This window comes from Microbacterium capsulatum (assembly GCF_030865425.1).
GTDB classification, from domain to species: Bacteria; Actinomycetota; Actinomycetes; order Actinomycetales; family Microbacteriaceae; genus Microbacterium; species Microbacterium capsulatum.
Genome location: NZ_JAVFCB010000004.1, coordinates 13,454 through 35,557, shown reverse-complemented (window position 1 = coordinate 35,557; position 22,104 = coordinate 13,454). Strand labels below are relative to the sequence as shown.

17 protein-coding genes and 1 tRNA gene are annotated in these 22,104 nt (G+C 70.3%); 7 read left to right on the top strand and 11 right to left on the bottom strand.

Annotated features, from left to right (window positions below):
* Positions 1 to 85: 85 nt before the first annotated feature.
* Positions 86 to 1,627 carry a glycosyltransferase family 39 protein gene (locus tag RBR11_RS07825; protein WP_308488769.1) on the bottom strand — a complete coding sequence of 514 codons (1,542 nt, stop codon included), beginning with the start codon at positions 1,625 to 1,627 and terminating at the stop codon, positions 86 to 88.
* 114 nt (positions 1,628 to 1,741) lie between these two features.
* Between RBR11_RS07825 and RBR11_RS07820 the strand changes: the two genes are divergently transcribed.
* Positions 1,742 to 4,237, top strand: coding sequence for a CDP-glycerol glycerophosphotransferase family protein (locus RBR11_RS07820; protein WP_308488768.1), 2,496 nt, complete (start codon positions 1,742 to 1,744; stop codon positions 4,235 to 4,237).
* A 121-nt stretch (positions 4,238 to 4,358) separates the two neighbouring features.
* Here RBR11_RS07820 and RBR11_RS07815 read toward each other — a convergent pair whose 3' ends face one another.
* Positions 4,359 to 11,744, bottom strand: coding sequence for a beta strand repeat-containing protein (locus RBR11_RS07815; protein WP_308488767.1), 7,386 nt, complete (start codon positions 11,742 to 11,744; stop codon positions 4,359 to 4,361).
* Between the two features lie 376 nt (positions 11,745 to 12,120).
* Here RBR11_RS07815 and RBR11_RS07810 point away from each other — a divergent pair, with 376 nt between their 5' ends.
* The gene (locus RBR11_RS07810) at positions 12,121 to 12,651 is read left to right on the top strand and encodes an FHA domain-containing protein (RefSeq protein WP_308488766.1); all 531 of its coding nucleotides are present in this window, start codon (positions 12,121 to 12,123) and stop codon (positions 12,649 to 12,651) included.
* Between the two features lie 18 nt (positions 12,652 to 12,669).
* On the opposite strand, the gene RBR11_RS07805 is transcribed toward RBR11_RS07810, so the two are convergent.
* From RBR11_RS07805 to RBR11_RS07795, 3 genes are read right to left on the bottom strand one after another with little or no spacing between them, the layout of a single operon-like run.
* Entirely contained in the window at positions 12,670 to 13,341 is a 672-nt protein-coding gene (locus tag RBR11_RS07805) for a histidine phosphatase family protein (RefSeq protein ID WP_308488765.1), read from the bottom strand.
* Between the two features lie 56 nt (positions 13,342 to 13,397).
* Positions 13,398 to 14,129, bottom strand: a complete 732-nt coding sequence (locus tag RBR11_RS07800) for a flavodoxin family protein (RefSeq protein ID WP_308488764.1) — start codon at positions 14,127 to 14,129, stop codon at positions 13,398 to 13,400.
* 58 nt (positions 14,130 to 14,187) lie between these two features.
* Positions 14,188 to 14,742: a DUF2127 domain-containing protein gene (locus RBR11_RS07795; RefSeq protein ID WP_308488763.1), complete on the bottom strand. Its 555-nt coding sequence runs from the start codon at positions 14,740 to 14,742 to the stop codon at positions 14,188 to 14,190.
* A gap of 217 nt (positions 14,743 to 14,959) precedes the next feature.
* Here RBR11_RS07795 and RBR11_RS07790 point away from each other — a divergent pair, with 217 nt between their 5' ends.
* The gene (locus tag RBR11_RS07790; protein WP_308488762.1) at positions 14,960 to 15,463 is read left to right on the top strand and encodes a hypothetical protein; all 504 of its coding nucleotides are present in this window, start codon (positions 14,960 to 14,962) and stop codon (positions 15,461 to 15,463) included.
* A gap of 123 nt (positions 15,464 to 15,586) precedes the next feature.
* On the opposite strand, the gene RBR11_RS07785 is transcribed toward RBR11_RS07790, so the two are convergent.
* The 4 genes from RBR11_RS07785 to RBR11_RS07770 all read right to left on the bottom strand — a co-directional run bounded on the left by RBR11_RS07785 (position 15,587) and on the right by RBR11_RS07770 (position 17,555).
* On the bottom strand, positions 15,587 to 15,991 hold the full coding sequence (locus tag RBR11_RS07785; RefSeq protein WP_308488761.1) for a PIN domain-containing protein: 405 nt from the start codon (positions 15,989 to 15,991) through the stop codon (positions 15,587 to 15,589).
* Complete coding sequence (locus RBR11_RS07780) at positions 15,988 to 16,203, bottom strand: type II toxin-antitoxin system VapB family antitoxin (protein ID WP_308488760.1); 216 nt, start codon at positions 16,201 to 16,203, stop codon at positions 15,988 to 15,990. The genes RBR11_RS07785 and RBR11_RS07780 overlap by 4 nt, the downstream gene beginning before the upstream one ends.
* Positions 16,204 to 16,524: 321 nt before the next feature.
* Positions 16,525 to 16,597 (bottom strand) — tRNA-Ala (locus tag RBR11_RS07775).
* Between the two features lie 85 nt (positions 16,598 to 16,682).
* Positions 16,683 to 17,555: a hypothetical protein gene (locus tag RBR11_RS07770; RefSeq protein WP_308488759.1), complete on the bottom strand. Its 873-nt coding sequence runs from the start codon at positions 17,553 to 17,555 to the stop codon at positions 16,683 to 16,685.
* A 131-nt stretch (positions 17,556 to 17,686) separates the two neighbouring features.
* Between RBR11_RS07770 and RBR11_RS07765 the strand changes: the two genes are divergently transcribed.
* Positions 17,687 to 19,087 (top strand): MFS transporter, encoded by a 1,401-nt coding sequence (locus RBR11_RS07765; RefSeq protein ID WP_308488758.1) that lies wholly within the window; start codon positions 17,687 to 17,689, stop codon positions 19,085 to 19,087.
* A 21-nt stretch (positions 19,088 to 19,108) separates the two neighbouring features.
* On the opposite strand, the gene RBR11_RS07760 is transcribed toward RBR11_RS07765, so the two are convergent.
* Both RBR11_RS07760 and galU read right to left on the bottom strand, forming a co-directional pair.
* Positions 19,109 to 19,750: a GNAT family N-acetyltransferase gene (locus tag RBR11_RS07760; RefSeq protein ID WP_308488757.1), complete on the bottom strand. Its 642-nt coding sequence runs from the start codon at positions 19,748 to 19,750 to the stop codon at positions 19,109 to 19,111.
* Between the two features lie 17 nt (positions 19,751 to 19,767).
* The gene (gene galU / locus RBR11_RS07755) at positions 19,768 to 20,655 is read right to left on the bottom strand and encodes a UTP--glucose-1-phosphate uridylyltransferase GalU (protein WP_308488756.1); all 888 of its coding nucleotides are present in this window, start codon (positions 20,653 to 20,655) and stop codon (positions 19,768 to 19,770) included.
* 111 nt (positions 20,656 to 20,766) lie between these two features.
* On the opposite strand from galU, the gene RBR11_RS07750 reads away from it, so the two are divergent.
* The 3 genes from RBR11_RS07750 to mscL are packed head-to-tail and all read left to right on the top strand — an operon-like array spanning position 20,767 to position 22,080.
* The gene (locus RBR11_RS07750) at positions 20,767 to 21,357 is read left to right on the top strand and encodes a 5-formyltetrahydrofolate cyclo-ligase (RefSeq protein WP_308488755.1); all 591 of its coding nucleotides are present in this window, start codon (positions 20,767 to 20,769) and stop codon (positions 21,355 to 21,357) included.
* A gap of 19 nt (positions 21,358 to 21,376) precedes the next feature.
* Positions 21,377 to 21,652 carry an FmdB family zinc ribbon protein gene (locus RBR11_RS07745; protein WP_308488754.1) on the top strand — a complete coding sequence of 92 codons (276 nt, stop codon included), beginning with the start codon at positions 21,377 to 21,379 and terminating at the stop codon, positions 21,650 to 21,652.
* Between the two features lie 29 nt (positions 21,653 to 21,681).
* On the top strand, positions 21,682 to 22,080 hold the full coding sequence (gene mscL, locus RBR11_RS07740) for a large conductance mechanosensitive channel protein MscL (protein WP_308488753.1): 399 nt from the start codon (positions 21,682 to 21,684) through the stop codon (positions 22,078 to 22,080).
* Positions 22,081 to 22,104: the final 24 nt, after the last annotated feature.

Here is a 22,104-nt window from a genome sequence, read left to right as displayed (position 1 = left end):
GGGGTCGGTTCGTCAGGCGCAGGCGTTTCGTCTCGCTCCTCGCTGACGCTCGTGCTCGCTCAACGACCGGAAGACGCGGATCCGCTCAGCGCTCGTAGAGCAGGATCACGCTGCCGGCGCCGTCGATCCGGCGGGTCTCGTGGAATCCGAGCGCGGCCAGGTCGTCCAGACCCCAGGTGTCCTCGACGCCCTCGAACCTCAGCTCGACGACCCACACCCGCGAGACGCCGTCGAAACGGCCGAGCTCGGCGGCGTGCGGGATCCCGTAGGTCTGGTCGTACCAGGTGTACGACGTCGTGTAGTGCGTCCGCAGCAGCAGGTCGCGGGTGTCGCGGAACGCCGCAGGGTTCGTCTCCTTGGCGAGCCGGGTGCGCTGCGAGGGCCGGGCGCCGTCGTCGAACACGATCCCGTCGCCGGGGCGGGCGTTCTCCTGGATCCGCGCCTGGATGTCGTTCCAGTCCGACTCGTTCTTCGCATACGGCCCGCGCTGCAGGATCACCACCGGCACGGCGGCCGCGACCACCGCGACCACCGCGACCGCGGCGAGCCATCGCGGCCGCCCGAGCCGCGCCAGCCGGCGCACGGCGAGCGCGAGCACGATCGCCACCGCCGGAGCCGAGTACGTGCCGTATCGCGCCGTGTAGCCGGGGGCGAACGGACTCGCCGCGATGAGCAGGCCCATCGGGACGATCGTCCAGCTGAACGCGAGCGTGTCCAGCCGCAGGCCGAACGTCTCCCCGGAGCGCCGGGCCCGCACGATCTCGATCCCGAAGGCCACCGCGGCGACGACGACCAGCGCCCAGGCGACGACGGCGAACCACCACTCCTGGAACCACATCTCGACCAGCGCGCCCTGGGCGGTCAGCGGATCGCGCTCCCCGATGAACGCGATCTGGCGGCGCTGCAGGAAGCCGAACCAGGCGAGCGGCGACGCCAGGGCCAGCCCGGCCGCGGTGCTCACCGCCCAGGCCCGCCATCGCTGTCGCAGCGGGGCGGAGCAGAACACGGTCACCGCGAGGGCGCACACGAGAAGCGCGAAGTACAGGAACGTCCAGATCCCCGCGGTCAGGACGGCGGCGTAGGCGATCCACCATCCGCGCGCCCGCCCCTCCCGGCGGGCGATCTCGACGAGGATCGCGCAGGCGACGGCGGCGAACGCGGCGGCGAACGCGTACGAGCGCGCCTCCTCCCCGGCATACGTCAGCCGGGGCAGGAGCGCCGCGAACACGCCGGCGAGCACGGCGAACCGCAGCGAGCCGAACCGGCCGCAGAGCCAGACCACGGCGCTCGCACAGACCCCGATCGCGAGAGCGGACGGGAACCGGATCGAGAACGTGCTCGGCCCGAAGACGTCGACCCAGGCGTGCAGCCCGAGATAGTAGAGCCCGTGCACGGCGTCGACGTAGCCGAGCATGGGCCAGAGCGTGGAGAGCGGCCGTGTCGCCGACATCAGGCTGGCCGCCTCGTCGCCCCACAGCGAGGGGATCCAGGATCCGGCGGCGCTGGTCGCGACCGCGAGAACGCCCACGACGACGGCCCAGACACCCAGACGGCGCGGGTCCGCGACAGCGTCGCGGACCGCGGCGGTCCGGGACGAAGAGGCGACGCGGCCGGCGGAGGAGGTCACGGGCATCGAGCCTAATGCGCACGCCTTGGCGCTCGTTCCCAGCACCGCACGGGCTTAGCCGCCGCAAAGGCGGCTCAGAGGTTTCGTCCGGGCAGGGGCACCTATCCTTGATCGGTGGTCCTCTCCTTCCCCGTCCGGCGCGCACGCACGGCGGCTCATCGTCTGAAGCGCGCCGTCGACGCCGAACGCATCGCCTTCTGGCGTTCCCGCCCGGTCCGCTCCGATCAGGTGCTGTACGAGTCCTTCGCCGGCAACGGCGTCCTGTGCAACCCCGAGGCGATCTTCCGGCACCTGATCGACGACCCCGCCTACGCGCACCTGCGCCACATCTGGGTGATCGCCGACGACGCCGCCGTCGCCCGGTTCCGGGCCGAGTTCCAGGGGCACCCGCGGGTGTCGTTCGTGCGCCGCGGATCCGCCTCGTACAGGCAGGCGCTGGCCGTGAGCGGCTGGCTCGTCAACAACGCCACGTTCCCGAGCTGGTTCGGCAAGCGCGAGGGACAGGTGTACCTGAACACCTGGCACGGGACCCCGCTCAAGCTCATGGGCTTCGACATGCCCGACGGCGCGGTGCAGTCCGCCAACACACTGCGCAACTTCCTGATGTCGGACTACCTGCTGGCGGCGAACCCGTTCATGGCCGAGACCATGTACGAGAGCGCCTACCGGCTGACCAACGTCTACCCCGGCACGATCATCGAGGAGGGCTACCCGCGCATCGACCGGCAGCGCCTCGACGCCGCGGCCGAGGCCGCCGTGCGCGCCGAGCTCGAGGCGAGCGGGGTCGCACTCGACGGCAAGCCGATCGTGCTGTTCGCGCCGACCTGGCGCGGATCCTCGTTCGACGACCCCGAGGACAACGTCGACGAGCTCGCGGCCCACCTCGCCGCGCTGCAGGCGGGCGTCGGCGCGGAGCGCGTCGTCGTGCTGAAGACGCACCAGATCGTGCACGCGCATGCGGCGAACCGGCCGGAGCTGGCCCGTTCCCTGGCGCCGAACACGATCCCGACGAACGTGCTCCTCGGCATCGCGGACGGGCTCGTCACCGACTACTCCTCGATCTTCTTCGACTACCTCGCGACAGGCCGTCCGATCGCGTTCTTCACGCCCGATGCGGAGCTGTACTCGTCCGGCCGCGGCACCTACATGCCGCTGGACACGCTGCCCGGCCCGGTCCACGCCGACCCCGCCGAGGCCGGCCGCGCCCTCCGCGACCTCCTCGCCGCGGGGGCGGATCCGCATCCGCAGTACGCATCCTGGGCCGAGCGGTTCACCCCCTTCGAGGACGGCGGCGCCACCGCCCGCGTCGTCGACATCGTGTTCGGCGGGGCGCGGGACGGCTACCGCGCCCGCCCCTCGGCGAACGACGGCCGCAAGCGCCTGCTCGTCTACCTCGGCGGCATGAAGCCGAACGGCATCACCACGTCGGCCCTGAACCTGCTCGGCGCGCTGGACCACGAGAAGTACGACGTCACCGCCCTGCTGCCCAAACGCAAGCTGGCCGTCGACCCGATGACCCAGGCGCGGATCCCCGCGGAGGTGCGGCAGGTGTTCCGGATCGGCGGGATGAACGGATCCAAGGCCGTGCACCTGCGCCGTCGCATCGACGACTGGCGCAGCTCCCCCCGTCGCCCCGGCGAGGAGGCGTGGCACGAGCGGATGTGGAACGCCGAATGGATGCGCGTGCTCGGGCACTCCCACTACGACTGGGTGGCCGACTTCAGCGGCTACGGCCCGCTGTTCACGAGCCTGCTCCTGCACTCCGGCGCGGGCGGCGGCTCACCGACGAAGCATGCGATCTGGCTGCACAACGAGATGGTGGCCGACCGCGAGCGGATGATCGACGGCCGGGCGCGGATGAGGCGCAGCCTCGGCGCCGTGTTCTCGCTGTACGCCGAGTACGACCAGCTCGTGTCGGTGTCGCACCAGCTCACCGAGCTGAACCGGGTGGAGCTCGCCGAGTACGCCCCGGCCGACAGCTTCCGCACGGTCCGCAACTTCCCGGACGTCGAGCACGTGTCCCGGGGGATGCTCCGCCCGCTCGGCGAGCTCCTGGAGCCGGACGAGCCGGTCCCGGCGTGGTTCGACGCGATGCAGGCCGACGAGGGCGACCTGCGCTGGTTCGTCACGGTCGGCCGCCTCTCCCCGGAGAAGAACCACGCGCGGCTGATCCGCTCCTTCCTCACCGTGCGCGCGGCGCACCCCGAGGCCCGGCTGCTCATCATCGGCGGCGGTCCGCTGCACGAGCAGCTCGAGCAGCAGATCGCCGACGCCGGCGCCCAGGACGTCGCCTTCCTCACCGGCGCCCTGGGCAACCCGCACGCGCTGCTCGCGGCGTCGGACTGCTTCGTGCTCTCCAGCCTGTACGAGGGCCAGCCGATGGTGCTCCTCGAGGCCGCGATCTGCGGGCTGCCGATCGTGTCGACCTCGTTCGGATCCGTCTTCGGCGCGCTCCCGGAGGGATCCATCCGGATCGTGGATCAGGAGGACGATGCCCTCGCGGCCGGCATGACGGCGTTCCTGGACGGCGACGTGCCGCCGGCGACGCTCGACGTGGACCGGTACCGCGCCGACGTGATGGCCGAGCTCGAGGCGCTGCTCGAGGACTGAGCGCCGTCACGCCCGGGCGCATCGATCGGAAGTGCCCGGGCGCGCGTCCGCATGTGCAGCGAGGCCGGCCGCCCTCGTGCTGGTCGAGAGGCGGCCGGCCTGTTCGGCCTGCCGGTCGCGATCAGCTCGCGGAGCCGTCGTTCTTGCCGCGACGTGCCACCAGGGCGAGAACGAGGCCTGCGCCGAGGAGGAGGATCCCGCCGGCGATCGGCAGCATCGGGATCGTCCCACCGGTGCGGGCGAGGCTCGGGTCACCGAGGTACGACAGCAGGTCGCCGACCGTCGGCGGGTCCGGGATGACCAGCGGCGGGGTGGGCCCCGTGAGGGTGACGCTGTCCGTGGCGTCCGGCGCCCGGTCGCTGCTCGCGGTGGCGGTGTTCGTCACCGTCCGCTTCGCGACGTCGTCCGCGGTGAGCAGGTAGGCGGCCTTCGCGGTCACCTTCTCTCCGGGTGCGAGCACGCCGGGCTGTCCCGGCCAGGTGTAGACGATCGTCGACAGTCCGGGCAGCGGGTCGGCGATGACGACGTCCGTCAGCGTCACGTTGCCCGTGTTCTCGGCGGTGAAGCCGTAGTCCACGCGCATCCCCGCCTTCCAGTACCCGTCCGCGATCGCGCCGGTCTTCGTGAGCGTCAGCTTCGCGTCCGCGGGCAGCACGAGCGTGAACGTGGCCTGTGCCGTGACGGTGTTCTGCGCCGGGTCGATGCCCGTGGTCGTGGCGGTGTTGAGGACCTTGCTCGCGTCGACGTCGGCTTGGGTGAGGGTGTACCTCCCGGTCGCCGTCACCGTCTGCCCCGGGGCGAGCTCCCCCGGCGTTCCCGGCCACGTGAAGGTGAGCGGCGACAGGCCCGGCATCGGGTCGGTGATCGTGTCGTCGTGGAGCGTCACCGCGCCGAGGTTCGTCGCGGCGAGGCGGTACGTGACCGTGTCGCCGGCGCGGGGCGCGTGGCCGGTGTCGTCGAGCGTGCCCGTCTTCACCAGCTGCACGCCACTGTTCGCCGGGGTCGGCATGTGCACCGTGTCCTGCGCGGTCGGGTGCGTGCCGTCGGGTGCGTCCGAGGTCACCGTGGCGGTGTTCGTGACGCCCCGAAGCCCATCGACGTCCGCCTGCGTCACCGTGCGCGACGCGGTCGCGGTCGCGGCCTGTCCGGGAAGCAGCACTCCGGGGGCGCCCGGCCACGTGTACGTGATCCTGGTCAGGCCCGCGAGCGGGTCGGTGATCGTCACGTTCGTGAGCGTGGTGTTTCCCGCGTTCGTGACCGTGAACCCGTACCGGAGCTGGTCGCCCGCGTCGCCGCGCGTGCCCGGGTCGTAGGCGCCGGTCTTGTGGAGGGTGATCGCCGGGGTCCGGTTGATCAGGATCTCCGCCGAGTGCCGGTCGGTCGCGGTCGCACCGCCCAGGGTGGTGCCCTTCGCGGTCGCCGTGTTGTCGATCCTGCCGGCATCCACATCGGCCTGCGAGGCCGTGTATGTGGCAGTCGCGATCACCGACTGGCCCGGCGCGAGCACACCGGCTGCTCCCGGCCACGCTCCGAACGTGAGCGAGGACAGGCGGGGCATCGGGTCCGTGATGGTCACGTTCCGCAGCGTGAGGGCGCTCGTGTTCGTCACCGTGAACGTGTACGTGACCGGGTCACCCGCATCGCGCACGACGGATGCCGACTGCTTGTCGAGTGCGATCGTCGGGGTCGCGGTCCCGTCGATGGTGCGGGTCGCGGTCGCCTTCACGTTCGCGCCCGCCGGCGAGGTGCCGGTCGCGGTCGCCGTGTTCGTCCCCTTCGTGGCGTCCACATCGGCCTGGGACACCGTGTACGTCGCGGAAGCCGTCACCTTCTGCCCCGGCGCGAGCACGCCCGCGGCACCGGGCCACGCGTACGTGATCCCGGACAGGCCCGGGAGCGGGTCGGAGATCGCGACACCCGTCAGCGTGACGTTGCCCGTGTTCGAGGCGGCGAACGTGTAATGGACGGTGTCGCCGGCCTTCGTGAACGACGTCTCGAGCGAGTCCTTCGTCAGCGAGATCGCCGGGGCTTCACTGATGGTCACGGTCGCCGTGTGCTGGTCGGTCGCGGTGGCTCCTCGGTTGGTGGCGCCGGTGACGGTCGCAGTGTTGTCGATGCGGTGCGCGTCCACGTCCGCCTGGGTCGCGGTGTACGTCGCGGTGGCCGTGACCTTCTCCCCCGGCTTGAGCACACCGGTCGATCCCGGCCACGCGCGGTAGGTGATCGTCGACAGGCCCGGCAGCGGATCCGTGATCGTCACGTCGTTCAGCGTCAGCGGGCTCGTGTTCGTGACGGTGAAGTCGTAGGTCACGACGTCGCCCGCCCTGCTGACGATCGAGGCCGTCTGCTTGTCGAGCAGGATCGACTGCGTCGCGGTTCCGTTGATCGTCCGCGTCGCGGTGGCCGTCACGTCCGATCCGGCCGGGGGCGTGCCCGTCACAGAGGCGTTGTTGGTCACGGACGTCGCGTCCACGTCGGCCTGCGTGATCGTGTACGTCGCCGCCGCCGTCACCGTCTCACCGGGCGCCAGCGTACCCGCGGCGCCCGGCCACGAGTAGGTGATCAGACCGAGCCCCGGCCGCGGATCCGTGATCACGACGCCCGTCAGGGTCACGTTGCCGGTGTTCTGCGCGGCGAACGTGTAGTGGACCTGGTCCCCGGCCTTCGCGAACGCGGCCTCGACCGAGCCCTTCGTCATCCCGATCGCGGGCGCGGGCGTGATCGTCACGACGGCGGCGTGCTCGTCGGTCAGGGTCGCACCGCCGACGGTCGTTCCCGTCACGGTGGCGGTGTTGTCGATGCTGCCCCGGTTCACGTCCGCCTGTGTGGCCTTGTAGGTGGCGGTCGCCGTCACCGACTGCCCCGGTGCCAGCGTGCCCGCCGTCCCCGGCCAGGCGCCGAACGTGATCGGCGACAGGCCCGACAACGGGTCGGTGATCGAGACGTTCTGCAGGGTGAGCAGGCTCGTATTGGTGACGGTGAAGCTGTACGCCACCACGTCGCCGGCCCGGCTGACCGTGGAGGTCGTCCGCTTGTCGAGGAGGATCGACGGGGCGGCCGTACCGCTCACCGTGTGCGTGTCCCTGGCGGTGACGTCGGCGCCGGACGGGGTCTTCCCCCCGACCGTGGCGGTGTTCGTCACCTTCGTGGCATCCATGTCGGCCTGGGCGATCGTGTACGTCGCGGTCGCCGTGACGGTCTGTCCCGGCGCGAGCATGCCCGCAGTCCCGGACGGCCAGGTGCCGTAGGTCAAGGCGGACAGCCCGGGCAGCGGATCGGCGATCGCCACATTCTGCAGCGTCACGTCACCCGTGTTGGTCGACGAGAACGTGTAGCTGACCGTGTCGCCGACCTTCGAATACGTCGGCTGGGCGGTGCTCTTCGTGAGCGTGATCGCCGGGTTCGTCCTCACCGTGTCGGTGTCCGTCGCGGTCCCGGTGAACGTCGCGCTCGGGTTCGCGGGGTCGGGTGCGGTGACCATCGCGGTGTTCTTCAGCGTCGCGGAGGCGACGGTGGAGAGCACCGTCACCGTGACGGTGCGGGTCGCGGATCCGTCGCCGGGCATGTCCGGCAGCGCCCACGACAGGGTGCGGGTGCTGGCGTCGTAGGTGCCGCCGTCGGACGCGCTGACGAACTGCAGCCCGCCGGGGATGACGTCCGTGAGCCTCGCGCCGGTGAGCGTCTCGTAGAGGAGGGGGTTGTGCACCGGGATCCTGTACGTGAGCGTGTCCCCCGGCTTCGCCGTGGTCACGCCGTCGTCCTTGGCGACCCCGATGTCGCCCGCCGGAGGCGCGGCAGTGGCCGACATCGTCGCGTCGTTGTTGGCGAGGTTCCCGTCATAGAGACGACCGGAGACATGCGCTGCCGAGGTGAACGTCGACACCGTCGAAACGACCGGCACGTCGAGCTGCTGCGGGACGCCCTTCAACAGCGGGCTGTCGGGGGTGCAGGTGAGCGTGGAAGGGCCTACAGCCGTGCCGTACTGCGGGTTGCCGTTCGCGTCCGCCCCGGTGCACCGCCATCCGGAGAACTGCAGCGAGGTGGCCGACAGCCCCGCCGGGATCGTCACTGTGACGTTCCCCTGGGTGGATGCGGCACCGCCGTTGTTGACGACGGTCCAGGGGAGGATCCCGGGGCGCCCGATCTGCAGCAGTGGGGTCCCCGCGGTGATGGCGAGATCCGTCTCCTCGATCGACGCGCACACCGGCGCCGGCTCGGACACGTTCGACAGGCCGGTGACCCGCACGGCCAGCGAGTTGCAGCCGACCGCGCCGTTGCCGGGGCTGTTCAGCACCGCGGTGCTGTACTGCATCGAGATGTACTGGCCGGGCGCGAGCGTGCCCGCACGGCTGATCCGGATCGCCTGCGCGCCGAGGGCGCTGCCCTGCCAATCGTTCGCGCAGTTCGCCACGTTCGGGTTCACCTCAGGGCGACACGGCTGTGTCGAGGCGGAGTAGCTCACGCTCGGTGAGCCGAGGAGGTTCGACACCGAATCGACGTTCTCGGTGAGGGTGCTCCCTCGGGGAGTGCCGGACGTGGCGTCGCTCGTCCCGGTGTCACCCGGGTACGGGAGGATGTCGTACCCGACGGCATCGCTGAGATCGGTGTTGCCGGTGTTCGTGACCGTCAACCGGTAACGGATGCTCGTCGAGTTGGGCGGCACCCCCACCCGGTTGTTCGGGTCCGCGAACCACTGGCAGCCGTCCAGCTTCGATGCGTCCGGGAGGCAGATCTCCTTCAGAACCTGCATCGCGGCGACGGCGGCGACGGGCACCCCCGTGACAGCCGGAGCCTCACTGAACCGCGTCGTCGCGGCGTTGCCGTCGATATCCGGGGTGTCCGTGAATTCATGGGTGAAGGTGTCCGCCGGCTGCAGTGTCCCCGTGTTCGTGATGAAGCCGCGCGGGACTCCGACGGCACCGGCCGCGACGGAGGTGCTGGGCCGTGCGATCACCGACATGTTCGGCAGCGTGGTGTTCTTGCCGAAACTCGTCCCCGCCGGCCAGGTGGCGACGACGACCTGCCGGTCGACGCCGGCGATGGTCACCGTGCGATAGCCGAAGGTGACGCCGGGCGGGACGGACCCGACGGGGAACGAGGCCGAACCCGGGGTGATGTTCCACCCGGCCGGCGCCATCAGCACATATTCGGGAGTGATATCCCTGGTCAGCGGCACCTGCGCCGTGGACCCGCCCAGCGTGAAGGTCACATCCGTCGTGGTGGTCGCCTGGGTGGCTCCCCCCGCGACGGTGGGTGGGCCGAGCGTCGCCGTCATCACGGGGTTCGAACCCACGAGATGCACGCTGAAGGTATTCGCGGCTGTCAGATTCGGAACGCTCGGGTTCCGATAGTCGAGAGAGCCCGTGAACGTGTTCGAGTGGGTCGAGTTCGGCGTCGCGGTCGGGCCGACAGAACCGACCATGCTCACGATGAAGCTGTTCCAACCCCCGTCCGCCGGTGTCGTCGACCCTCCCGTGATCGCGGTCACCGTCGTGGCCGTGTACGAGGCGATCCGCCGGCCGGCGGGCGCGTTGTAGACGGTGACGTTCGACTTCGTCTCCACGGTGCCGTCGTCCAACGTGACCTGGAAGTCGGACGGGATGCCCCCGCAGCAGCCACCGGCGCTGGACCACGTCAAGGCTTGAAGCTGAGTGATCGGAATCTCCGGGTCGTCCAGGGTCGTATCCGTGATGGTCGCGATCGCGGGCGCATTGCCCGAGTTGACGACCCACGCGTTCCACCAGAACGAGGTCGGCGAGGTGGGGATGGTGAGGTCGACCGATCCGGACGGATGATCGTTGTTGTTCCCGCCGACGACCCCGCCGGGCACGTCGGCGGACATGTAGCCGCCCTTCCACGCGCTGATCCGGCCGAACGGGGCTATCAGCGTCACCGCGCCAGAGGTCGACCCGAGAACCGTATCGGGGAACTCCGAGTGGCCCGGCCACTGCATCACGGCGGATGCGGTGTTGATGCGGCGCATGGTCGGGTTGGTCGCATCCGGCGTCACCCTGTACCGATACGCGACCGTGAACGTCGTCCGATAGGTCTGCTCCCTGATCTGATTCGACGGCGCCAGCGTCGGCGAGGTCACCGTGGACGTCACGAACCGGAAGCCCGCCGGCGCATTCGCCGTGCCTGTCGACGTCCCCGACCGGGTCGTCGTGCCGTCTGTCGCGGTCCAGGTGATCGTCGACCCCGCCGGGGCGGCGATCTGGTAGACGGGCAGATCCGGAAGATCGAGTGTGTTGTCTGTGATCACCGCAACGCCGGGGATGTTGGCCGTGTTGGCGACCGTGACGTGCCACTCCTTGTCGTTCTCCCCGCTCGCCGGGATGACGACGGTCGCGTCAGCGGTGGCCGGACGCGCGGACCCGTCATAGGTCGACTGCTTGGGGTCCAGCTCCGCACGCGGGAACGGGCTGGTGCACTTGATCGGGAACGGTCCGTACGCCGGCAACGGCGCCGTTCCGGTCGCACCCGGCACACCCGGCATGCTGATGTACGTCGCGTCCACCCGACCGGTCGGACCGTTGAACGACGTCGTGAAATCGCACGTCTGCCCCGCCGGTGCGATGTTCGCCGCGGGGAACGTGATCGTCACGTTGCGGGGGTTCCCCGCCCAGCCGGTGAACGTCCACAAGGCGCCGGGGTTGGCGGCGGTCCACGCCGGGCTGTTCCAGGTCAGGATCAGACCCGTGGACACGCTCCCGGTGACGGTCGGGTTGTCATCGGCCGACACCAGCACCGCCCCGGGCGGGAGCTGATGTGTCACCGTCCAGGCCGACGAGCAGATGTTGTCGTACGTGAAGTTGTTGGTGTCGCTCCGGCAGCCTGTCGTCATGCGGATCTGATAGGTGATGTTGGTGTCGGTCGTGAAGAAACCCGACGACGGGATCCCGAGATTCTGCAGGGCGATCGTCGGCGTGGAGCCCGCGACGTGCCAGGTCACGGGCACCGTCGTCGCGTCGTGGACCACGGACGCGGTGTCGGCGTTTCCGTGCACGGTCTGCGCGATAGGGAACCCGTCCGGGAAGAGGGCATAGGGGAACGACGTGGGCCACCCCTGGTTGAGGGCCGGCCAGCCGTACTCGAGCGTGAACTGCCCCGACGCGCCGGAGGCCAGGTTGCCGAGGGTGACCGTCCAGCCATTGGCGTCGTCACCGGTGACCGTTCCACCGGACAGCGGCGGCGTGAACCCGGTCTTGTACAGCAGCCGGTACGTGTTGTCGTTGGGGTCCAGCTGCGTCGGATCGAACTTCACCGTCGCGTTCGTGCAGTCGCTGGTCACGCAGGAGAAGTCCACCCGGAACGCGATCCTGCGGGGCGACTGAGACGACGTCACCGAGGTGATCGGGTTGCCTGTCGAGGCGTCGACGGCGACGACGCTCACGAGCAGCTGGGCGCTGCCGGCCGCCTGCGCGGTCAGACCCTCGCCGACGACGAGTCCGAGGGCCAGCAGCGGCGCCACGATCGCCGCGAGGACTGCGCGAACCTTCGTGCGCATCCTCTCCCCCGTCGTGCCCGACCTCCGTACCACGATGCCGCGACCGCGCATGCCGTTCCCCCGATGCCCCCGTCGGTGTCCGCGGATCATCCGTGCGACCGACAACTCCTAATCGCTTGCGATCCTAGAGGTATACCAACATCTCGGCATCCTGCACGAACCGGGAGCACGCCGTGCTCGTCGCCGCAGCGCGCCCGTGATGGTGCGGAACGGCTGAAGGACGCCCTGGCGGTGAGTGTCCCGTCAGTTCACGGGATCCGGCCCTCGACCCCTCCTGCGGGGTTAGCATCGCGGTGTACGAGAGCGCAGGACGGATCCGGATCGCGCCAGTCCGCGTCGGCCGGGCCCGTGAGGAGTTCCTCGAGGAGGAGCGATCATGAGGACACGACCGCAGTTGCCCGGAGCGGCATCCACGACGCACTCGGAGTGGGGATCCGGCCGCCCGCGTCTGCTCATCACGGCGGACGACACCCACGTCCTGCAGGAGATCACGGCGGATGTGACCCGGATCGGATCGTCCGAGGAGTGCGACATCCGCCTGCCCGGCATCTCCCCCGTGCACGCGATCATCCGGCACGACGGGCACGACGACTACGACCTCGAGATGCTCGGCCCCGGCGAGACCAGCGCGAACATCCGCAAGTCCGCGGCCGAGGAGGGCAGGACCGTCGAGGTGCTGCACACCGGAGCCCGGTTCACCGCCGGCGGCTGGCGCTTCGTGTTCGTGCGGGACGAGTTCGCCGACCACGGCCGTCCGTACGGCGGGCGCCTCGGCGGCGAAGGCGCGCATCAGCAGATGCAGCCTCCGCGCCCGGACTACGAGCAGGAGGGCCACCACGGCTCCGAGATCGCCGGGGCCGACCCGGAGCACGTCCCGAGCCGCGGCGAGGACATCCCCGTCGACTGACGCTCCCCGTCCGGGCGGTCAGGACTCCGAGGGCTGCAACGGCAGCTCGGGTCCGTGGTTCCAGGCGAGGATCGCAGGTTGCTCGCGCGCGAAGCCGAGCACCGAGACGGACCCGGCGTCCAGGGTGATCGCGGCGCCGAAGCGCGGGGCCGCGCGGAGGAACACGGCGGTGAGGATCCGCAGGTAGTGCCCGTGCGCGATCAGCGCGACGTCGCCCTCCGCCATCGCCGGCAGCACCCGGGTGAGCACCCGCGACGCCCGCGCGGCGACCTCCTCGACGGTCTCGCCCGGGGTCTCGCCGCGGATCACGCCGTGCGTGAAGGCGCTCCAGTTGTAACCGAGCTCGGCGCGGATGTCCTTGGTCGTGCGCCCCTCGTACCCGCCGTAGTCCCATTCGACCAGGAGCGGGTCGACCTCGGCGTCGAGACCGGCGAGCTCCGCGGTGCGCCGGGCGCGCTGCAGCGGCGAGGTCAGGATCAGCCGGAAGTCGTATCCGGTGACGAGCGAGCCGGCGAGGCGTGCCAGCTCCTCCCCGCGCGCGGTGAGCGGGACGTCGGTGCGGCCGGTGTGCCGGCCCGACCGGGACCACTCGGTCTCGCCGTGGCGCAGCAGCACGAGCTTGCCCTGAGGGTTGTCGGGGGCCGGGCGGTCGGGCAGCGGGTCGGCGACGGGCTGTTCGGGGTTCTCCACGCCGCCACGGTACGCCCTCCCGCTTCTGCGGTCCGCGCCCGTGTCGCGGTCCGCCGTCATCGGTACTCGGGGTTCGCGTCGTAGCCCCAGCGCTCGCCGTCCTTCCAGGCCTGGCGCAGGTTCCCGTACGCGGGGATGCCACCGGCGTCCTTGAGCCGCCGGGCGGTGTGCAGCAGGTTCCAGGTCATGAACGTCGTGTTGCGGTTGGTGAAGTCGCTCTCCGGCCCGCCGGATCCCGGATCCAGATAGCTCGGCCCCGGCCCGATCGCCCCGATCCAGCCCGCGTCCGCGGCCGGAGGGATGGTGAACCCGATGTGCTGCAGGCTGTACAGGATGGACATGGCGCAGTGCTTCACGCCGTCCTCGTTGCCGGTGATGAGCGCCCCGCCCACCTTGCCGTAGTAGATGTACTGACCCTTCTCGTTGAACAGGCCGCTCATCGAGTACAGCCGTTCGATGAGCTTGCGCGTGATCGACGCGTTGTCGCCGAGCCAGATGGGCCCGCCGACCACGAGGATGTCCGCCGCGTCGATCGAAGGCCAGATCTCGTCCGGCCACGCGTCGGTCGCCCAGCCGTGCTCGCGCATGTCCGGATACACGCCGGTCGCCACGTCGTGATCGACGAAGCGGAAGTTCTGCACCGTGACGCCCTGTGCGCGCATCAGGGCGATGCTGCGGTCCATCAGCCCCTGGGTGTTGCTGATCTCCGGACTGCGCTTCAGGGTGCAGTTGATGAACACGGCCCGCAGGTCGTCGTAGGTCGCCGGTGGGCGCGTCTCGTGTGCCATGACGGGAGCGTACGCCCGCCGCGCCGGATCCGTCTGCCCGCCGGCCTATCCTGCCTCGTCACCCCGCAGCAGGACCCGACCGGCGACGACGGACGAGCCAGGGCGCGCGGAGCCGGATCACGTCGTCCAGAGTCCTGCCGTGCCGCCACTCGCGCACCGTCAGCCAGATGATCACGACGTCGAGCACGGTCAGCAGCAGCACGCCGACGGAGAACTTCAGCACGAGGTCGACGATCTGGATGATCAGGAGCACGCCGAGCGCGCCGACCGCCCACGGGTAGATCCGGCGGGATCCGAGCACGAGGGCCACCACGATCGCCACCTTCACCGCGCCGTGGATCACGAGGTAGATGCCCGCGATCAGCAGCGCACCCGCGCTCAGCCGCGACGACAGGTGCAGGATCAGGTTCGCGATCAGATCGTGCGGATCCTCCGCGAGCTCGCCCGCGGTGAGCGCATGCGCCAGCGCCGCGAGCTGCAGCTTGCTGATGAACAGCGCCGGAATCCCCACGACCAGCTCGAACAGCCCGTCGAGCGCCTTGAAGAACACGCCGACCAGGAACACCCAGTCCAGCACCAGCTCCCGGTGCGCCGCGGAACGGAACCACTTCATGATCCGACTCTGACAGAGCCACGCGCGGAACGCACTGCCGAGATGCGGACGGCGACGAAAGAGGCCCCGAGCGAACTGGCAACTCGCGCGGCCAGTTCATACCGCAACTCGACGGGCCTGCCATGACGAAGCCTGCACGCCGGCTGCGGGCCGAAGAAGTCGCCGGCATCGTCGAAGGGGCACGACTCGATGTCGTCGAGCGCCCTACGCTTGAGTCGTGAGCACAGTTCCCGCGTCGCAGGTGGCCGGCGACGGATCAGCCTCAGGCGACAGGAGTCGGATGGTCGCGCTCTTGCTCACGCAGTTCTTCGCGGGCGGGCTCGTCTTGTTCGTCGCCGCGCTTCTGGTGATCTCCGAGACTGCACAGAGTTCCTATGACGGAGGCACGTCGGCAATCGGATGGGCGATCACAGCCGTGACAGGTGCGCTCGCGTCCATGATCGTCGCCCTCGCGGTCGGCGTGCCCCTTCGAATCGTTTCTACGTTGACGAAATGGTGGCTGCGCAACGGCGAGGTGACGCTCGCAGGCGCGCTCGTGGGCGCGGCAGCCTGCTGGTTTGTTGTGGCCACGTCACCTGTCGAAACCCTCGTCGACAACTTGGGCACCTACACGACACACCTTCCCAATCCCTGGGCGTTGGGCGCAGCATGGGCGTTGTTCACGCTCTCGATAGCCCACTTCGTCTGGCCTGCACGATGGAAGCGACACGCACGGCGATGACCCTCAGCGCTCCGCTGAGCGGCGTGGTCATCGGGCCCCGGGGACCGGGAACTCTTCGCCTTCGGCGGTCACCGCGTGGGATGCCCTTCCTCATGGAAGTCTGCTGTCTCTACCGCAGCGCGATCACGCGGCGACGTACTCCTGTCGGACTCTGCCGTCGGTGGCGAGTTCGATGTAGCCGAAGTCGTGGTCGGAGTTGAGAATCACGGCGTCGTTGGCGACCGCGTACGCGGCGATCAGGCAATCGAGCGCGGCGGCGGCGCGGGTGAGCCCCTTGTCCCAGAGAGCCTGCTGGATGTCGAGGGCGCCCTGCTCGTCGGGATGTTCCCAGGCCGGCAGCAGCTGTTCCATGTCCTCGCGCAGTGCGGCATACTCGCGTGGATTCCGCGCGGAGTGGCAGTACTCGAGCACCTGCGGCGGGCAGGTGATGATCAGGTGGTTGGGTGAGAGCTCGCGGAGTCTGTCAGCGATCGCCGTGCTCCCGCCGGCCTTCTGCCAGATGCTGTTATCGACGAGGTACGTCGTCATTCGTGGGCAATCGAAGGCGGGATCGTCGGAGCGTCGATCTGGTCGGGCGTGAAGTGACGCCCGATGATGCGCTCGACGGCGGCCGGCTGCCGGCGGACCGCGATGAGGGTCCGCAGCGCAAGGTCCACGGTCTCCCGATTGGAGGTCGTACCGGCGAGCTTCTTCGCCTGCTTGAGTTCGTCTGGGTCGATGTCGATAGACGTGACGGTCATCACCCCTCCTTCGATCGTTTGTATATGCAATTATATAAGACGAGCCGGGCGAGTTGAACCGTCTGTGGGTGACGCCGGTGACGTCCTGGCCTGCCCGGTCCCGGACCCAGAGGGCCATCTCCAGCGCGTCCAACGGCAACTCCGTCGGTATGCGGGACGTCGTCCGCCAGCCCACCATGCGCCGCGAGTAGACGTCGGTGACCAACGCGGTGAACGCCATCCCCGACCAGGTCGGCCCCACTGTCCTGAGGCACGCACTGCCGAGATGCGGACGGCGACGAAAGAGGCCCCGAGCATCTGCTCGGGGCCTCTTGTTCTCGGTGGACCCAGGGGGATTCGAACCCCCGACCTCTTCATTGCGAACGAAGCGCGCTACCAACTGCGCCATGGGCCCGTGAACCTGATCAGCCTAGCACGGCGGTGCACGGCGTCCGGTCATCGGCGGGCGCCGACCGGCCCGCCGGGCGTGTCGGATCCGCTCAGCCCGCGGCGCGCTGGGCGAGCAGCCGCCGCACGTGCGCCTCGATCTCGGCGTCGTCGACGTAGCCCATCCGCGCGTACGGCGACGCCTCGGCCGCGGCCGGAGCGGGCAGCTCGACCGGGGCCGGCGGGGCCATCCGCTCGGCACGGCGCTGCAGTTCGGCGGCGCGGGCGGCCGCGCGGGCGAGGGTCTGCGCGTCGATGGTGGCCCGCGCGGCGTGGGCACGGGATCCGGCGACGGAGACGAGGGGCTCGGGGAGCGTGCGCGGCGACCAGGTGCGCGGGCCCTGGTCGTGCAGCTCGGGCGCCGCGGCGGCCTCGACGACCGGCTCGGCGACCACGGCCGATGCCGGCGCGGCACGGCGGGCGGCGCGCGCGGCGACCGAGGCCATCCGCTGCAGCGTGAGCGCGGCGAGCACCATCACGGAGCCGCCGGCCCAGAGCAGAACCGACGTGCCGGCGGTCAGCTGCTGCCAGACGCCGACGCCGATCGCGCCGAGCGCGAGAACGAACAGGATCGTGGCGACGAGGCGGGTGCGCCGACGCGCACGGGCGCGCCGGAAGGCCGGATCCGCATGCGTCGCGGCCAGCTGTTCGCGCAGGCGCTGCAGATCGGCCTGCTTGCGGTCGGCCTGCAGCCGCTTGGCGAGACGCTGCTGGGCGTGCGCGGTGCGCGCGGTCAGCTCGAGCCGCACCTCCCGCGGCGCCTCGCTCGACTCGGCGAGCACCCGCAGTGCGCGATTCAAGCGCAGGGCGTTGCGCTCGGCCGCGTCGTACTGGTGCTGACCACGCCAGGACGGCAGGAAGTACAGCAGCCACAGCAGCGCGGCGACGAGGACGATCACTCCCCCGCTCAGCACCGGCCCGTTCATGCCCTCCACGGTATGCGACGGCCCGCCGGAGGCCCGGCCGACACGCGCAGGCCGTGCCGTCGATTCGCGCACGCGAGCGCCTTTCCGCGCACGCGAGCGCCGGTGTCCGTGCACCCGAGTAGGGTCGCCTCGTGGCCTCGTTCACCCCGTTGCAGAGACTCGTCATCGCGGTCGCGGTGCTCGCGTCGTTCGTGACGTTCCTCGACGGCACGGTGGTCACGGTCGCCCTGCCGGCGCTCAGCCGTGAGCTGGGCGGCGGGATCACCACTCAGCAGTGGGCCGTCGACTCGTATCTGATCACGCTGAGCTCGCTGATCCTGCTGGCCGGATCCGTCTCCGACGCGTACGGCCGCGTGCTCGTCATGCGGATCGGGCTGATCGCGTTCGGCGTGGCATCGGTCGCGGTCGCCGCCGCACCCGACCCGCTGATCCTCATCATCGCGCGAGCGCTGCAGGGCGCCGCCGGCGCACTGCTCGTACCGAGCTCGCTCGCGCTGATCACCGCCGTGATGCGCGGCGAGGTGCAGTCCAGGGCGATCGGGGTGTGGACCGCGTTCACGACCGCGGCGCAGCTCGTCGGGCCGCTGCTCGGCGGGCTGTTCGTCGACTTCCTGTCCTGGCGGTTCGTGTTCCTCATCAACGTGCTGCCGATCGGCGTGAACCTCGTGCTGCTCGCCCGGCTTCGCCTGTCCGAGGCTCCGCACGACGCCCGGGTGGACTGGCTGGGCGGCGCCCTGTGCGCGCTCGGGCTCGGCGGGGTCGTCTACGCGCTCATCGAGCAGCCGCACCAGGGCTGGTCCTCCCCCGCGATCCTGATCACCGGCATCGGCGGCGCCGTGCTGCTGGTCGTGTTCCTGCTCCGCCAGCGTCGGCCGCGGCCGCTCCTGCCGCTGTCCCTGTTCCGGGTGCGCAACTTCGCCTGGGGCAACGCCGCCACGCTCTTCGTCTACGCCGCACTGTCTCTGAACGGCTTCGTGATCGGCGTCTACCTGCAGCAGGGCGCGGGCCTCAAGGCGACCGAGGCGGGGCTCGCGAGCCTTCCGATCACGATCCTGATGATCCTGCTCAGCCCGCGCGCGGGGCGCGCGGCGGGCAGGTTCGGCCCGCGGATCTTCATGGCCGCGGGGCCGATCGTCATGGCCGCCGCGGCGCTCCTGCTGCTGCTCGTCTCCCCGCAGTTCGACTACTGGTGGCAGGTGCTGCCGGCGATGATCGTGTTCGGGATCGGCCTGTCGCTGACCGTGGCACCGCTCACGTCCGCGATCCTCGGATCGATCGACGAGAGCCGCTCCGGGATCGCCTCGGCGGTGAACAACGCGGTCGCCCGCGTCGCCGGACTGCTCGTCGTCGCGATGCTCTCGACGATCGTCGGTGGGACGCTCGACCTCGGCGGCTTCCACGACGCCGCACGGGTGACCGCCGCCCTGATGGCGATCGGCGGCGTGCTGTCCTGGATCGGCATCCGCCGGCCCGCTCCGGAACCGGTCGCCGAACAGGATCCGGATCCGGTCCCCGACCCGGCCGACGGCTGACGGCGACGCGACGCCGGGCCCTCAGCCCTGGACGTCCGCGGACGGCAGATCCGTCGGCGGGACGGCAGCCCAGTCCGCCGGGACCCTGCCCTGCACCCAGCGCGCGAGCACGCCTTCCGGTACGTCCTCCTTGATGAGGGCGAACGCGAGGTGGTCGCGCCAGTCCCCGTCGATGTGGATGAACCTCCGGCGCATCCCCTCGTACCGGAACCCGAGCTTCTGCACGACGCGCAGACTCGGCGCGTTCTCCGGGCGCAGGCAGATCTCGATGCGGTGCAGTCCCAGATCCGTGAACGCGAGATCGGTCGCCATCGCGACCGCGGCCGGGGTGATCCCCTTCCCGGCGAACCGCTCGCTCACCCAGTAGCCGATCGTCGCCGACCCCAGGGATCCGCGCATCACGCCCCAGATGTTCAGCTGCCCGGCGATCTCGCCGTCGTACTCCATCACGAACGGATAGCCGTTGCCGTCGCGGTACTGCTGCAGCAGCCGCCGGATGCTCACCCGCATGTCGATGCCGGTGTACATGCCCGGCAGAGTGGCCTCCCAGGGCTGCAGCCAGCGCCGGTTCGTGACCAGCTCGTGCTGCAGGGTGCGCGCGTCCTTCGGCCGGATGAGCCGCAGCTCCACCGGGCCGTGCCGCATCGTGACCGAGGCGTCCATGCTGCTGTTCCGCGGGGTCACAGACGCCCCGCGAACTCCTTCAGCCAGTCGCGCAGGTCCGGCCCGAGGTCCTCGCGGTCGGTGGCGAGCTGGACGATCGCCTTGATGTACTCCAGCCGGTCACCGGTGTCGTAGCGGCGACCGCGGAAGATCACGCCGCGCACGCCGGGGCCGTCCGGATCCGCCGCCAGCTCCTGCAGCGCGTCGGTGAGCTGGATCTCGCCGCCCTTGCCGGGAGCGGTGCGCTCGAGCACGTCGAACACGGCGGCGGGCAGCACGTACCGCCCGATCACGGCGAGGTTCGAGGGCGCCTCGTCGCGGGCCGGCTTCTCCACGAGCCCGGCCACCCGCACGACGTCGCCGTCCGGGGCGCCGTCGACATCGGCGGTGCCGTACAGATGGATCTGCGCGGGATCGACCTCCATCAGGGCGATCACGGCGGCGCCGGTACGCAGGTGCTCGTCGATCATCGTGCAGAGCAGTGGATCCCTGGCGTCCATCAGGTCGTCGCCGAGCAGCACCGCGAACGAGCTGTCGCCCACGTGCGTCCGGGCGCGCAGCACCGCGTGCCCGAGCCCCTTGGGCTCGCCCTGGCGGACGTAGTGGATGTCGGCCATGTCGCTCGAAGCGACGACGCTCGCGAGACGGCCGTGATCGCCCTTCTCGACGAGCTTCGCCTCGAGCTCGGGCACGGCGTCGAAATGGTTCGAGATGGCGTTCTTGTTGCGCCCCGTGATGACGAGGATGTCGCCGATCCCGGCGCTCACCGCCTCCTCGACCACGTACTGGATGGCGGGCTTGTCGACGAGCGGGAGCATCTCCTTCGGCATCGCCTTCGTCGCCGGCAGGAAGCGCGTTCCCAGACCGGCGGCGGGGATGACGGCCTTGATCCGTGCCTTCGCCATTCGCCCAGCTTAGTCGTGGCGCTCCGGCGCCGGACGGCCCCGCCACGGCCGGTGACGGGGCGGGATGCGCCGTCGAGCCGGGCTTCAGGCCGCGCCGGTAGAATCGGCGCCATGCCTGCGGAGATCGACCACGCGAAACGCGCGCTGCGAGCCGACCTCCGCGAGCGCCGCGCGCTGCTCTCCGACCAGCAGCGGGCGGCCGCCGAGGCCGGCATCACCGCCCGGCTCGACGAGCTGATCGCCGCGCGCGGCGCCCGCTCCGTGTCGTGCTTCCTGTCCACGACGACCGAGCCGGGGACGCGCGCGTTCATCCGCGCGGCCGTCGCCCGCGGGATCCGCGTGCTGCTGCCCATCACCCGCGCCGACGGCCTGCTGGACTGGGCGGTCGCGGACGGCGACGACGAGGTGAACATCGGCCTGCACGGCCTGCCCGAGCCGACCGGCGAGATCCTCAACCCGATGGCGCTCGACGAGGTCGACCTGCTGATCGTCCCCGCCGCGGCCGTCGACCGCAGCGGAATGCGGATGGGCTGGGGGCGCGGCTACTTCGACCGCACGCTCGGCTCGATGCAGAAGTGCCCGCCGGTGTACGCCGTCGTGTTCGACTCCGAGATCCTCGACGAGGTGCCCCGCGACGTGCACGACCAGCCCGTCACCGGGGCCGTCACGCCGCTGCGCACCGTCGTCTTCCCCCTTTCCTGACCCCGACCGAAGAGGCCTCATGCCCACCTACTCCTATGCCTGCACCGTCTGCGGTCACCGATTCGACGCCGTGCAGTCCTTCTCCGACTCCGCCCTCACCGACTGCCCCGAATGCCAGGGACGCCTGCGCAAGGAGTACGGCTCCATCGGCGTGACCTTCAACGGCTCCGGCTTCTATCGCACCGACTCGCGCTCCGGATCGGGGGTTTCGTCCCCCGCTCCGGCATCATCGAAGACGGAATCCACGGCGAGCGCGAAACCCGCGCCTGCCGCCACCGCGGCCTCGGCATCCTGAGGTCGCTTTTCCTGGGGAGGGAAAACGCAATGATCAAGGGATTCAAGGAGTTCATCCTCCGCGGCAACGTCATCGACCTCGCGGTCGCGGTGGTCATCGGCGCGGCGTTCTCCGCGATCGTCACGGTCGTCGTCGCGAAGCTGATCAACCCGCTCATCGGCCTGGTCTTCAAGGCCGAGAGCCTGGACAAGGCGATGATCGTCACGATCGGCTCGTCGCATTTCGGGTTCGGCGCGATCCTCGGAGCGATCATCAACTTCGTCGCGGTCGCCGCCGTCGTCTACTTCGTCTTCGTGATGCCGATGAACCACTTCAAGCAGCGCCAGGCGGCCAAGGCCGGCGTCTCCGACGAGCCGGAGGCCCTGCCCACCGAGCAGGAGCTGCTGATCCAGATCCGCGACCTGCTGGAGAAGCAGAACTCGCGCTGATCCGGGATCGTCTTCGACGCCCCG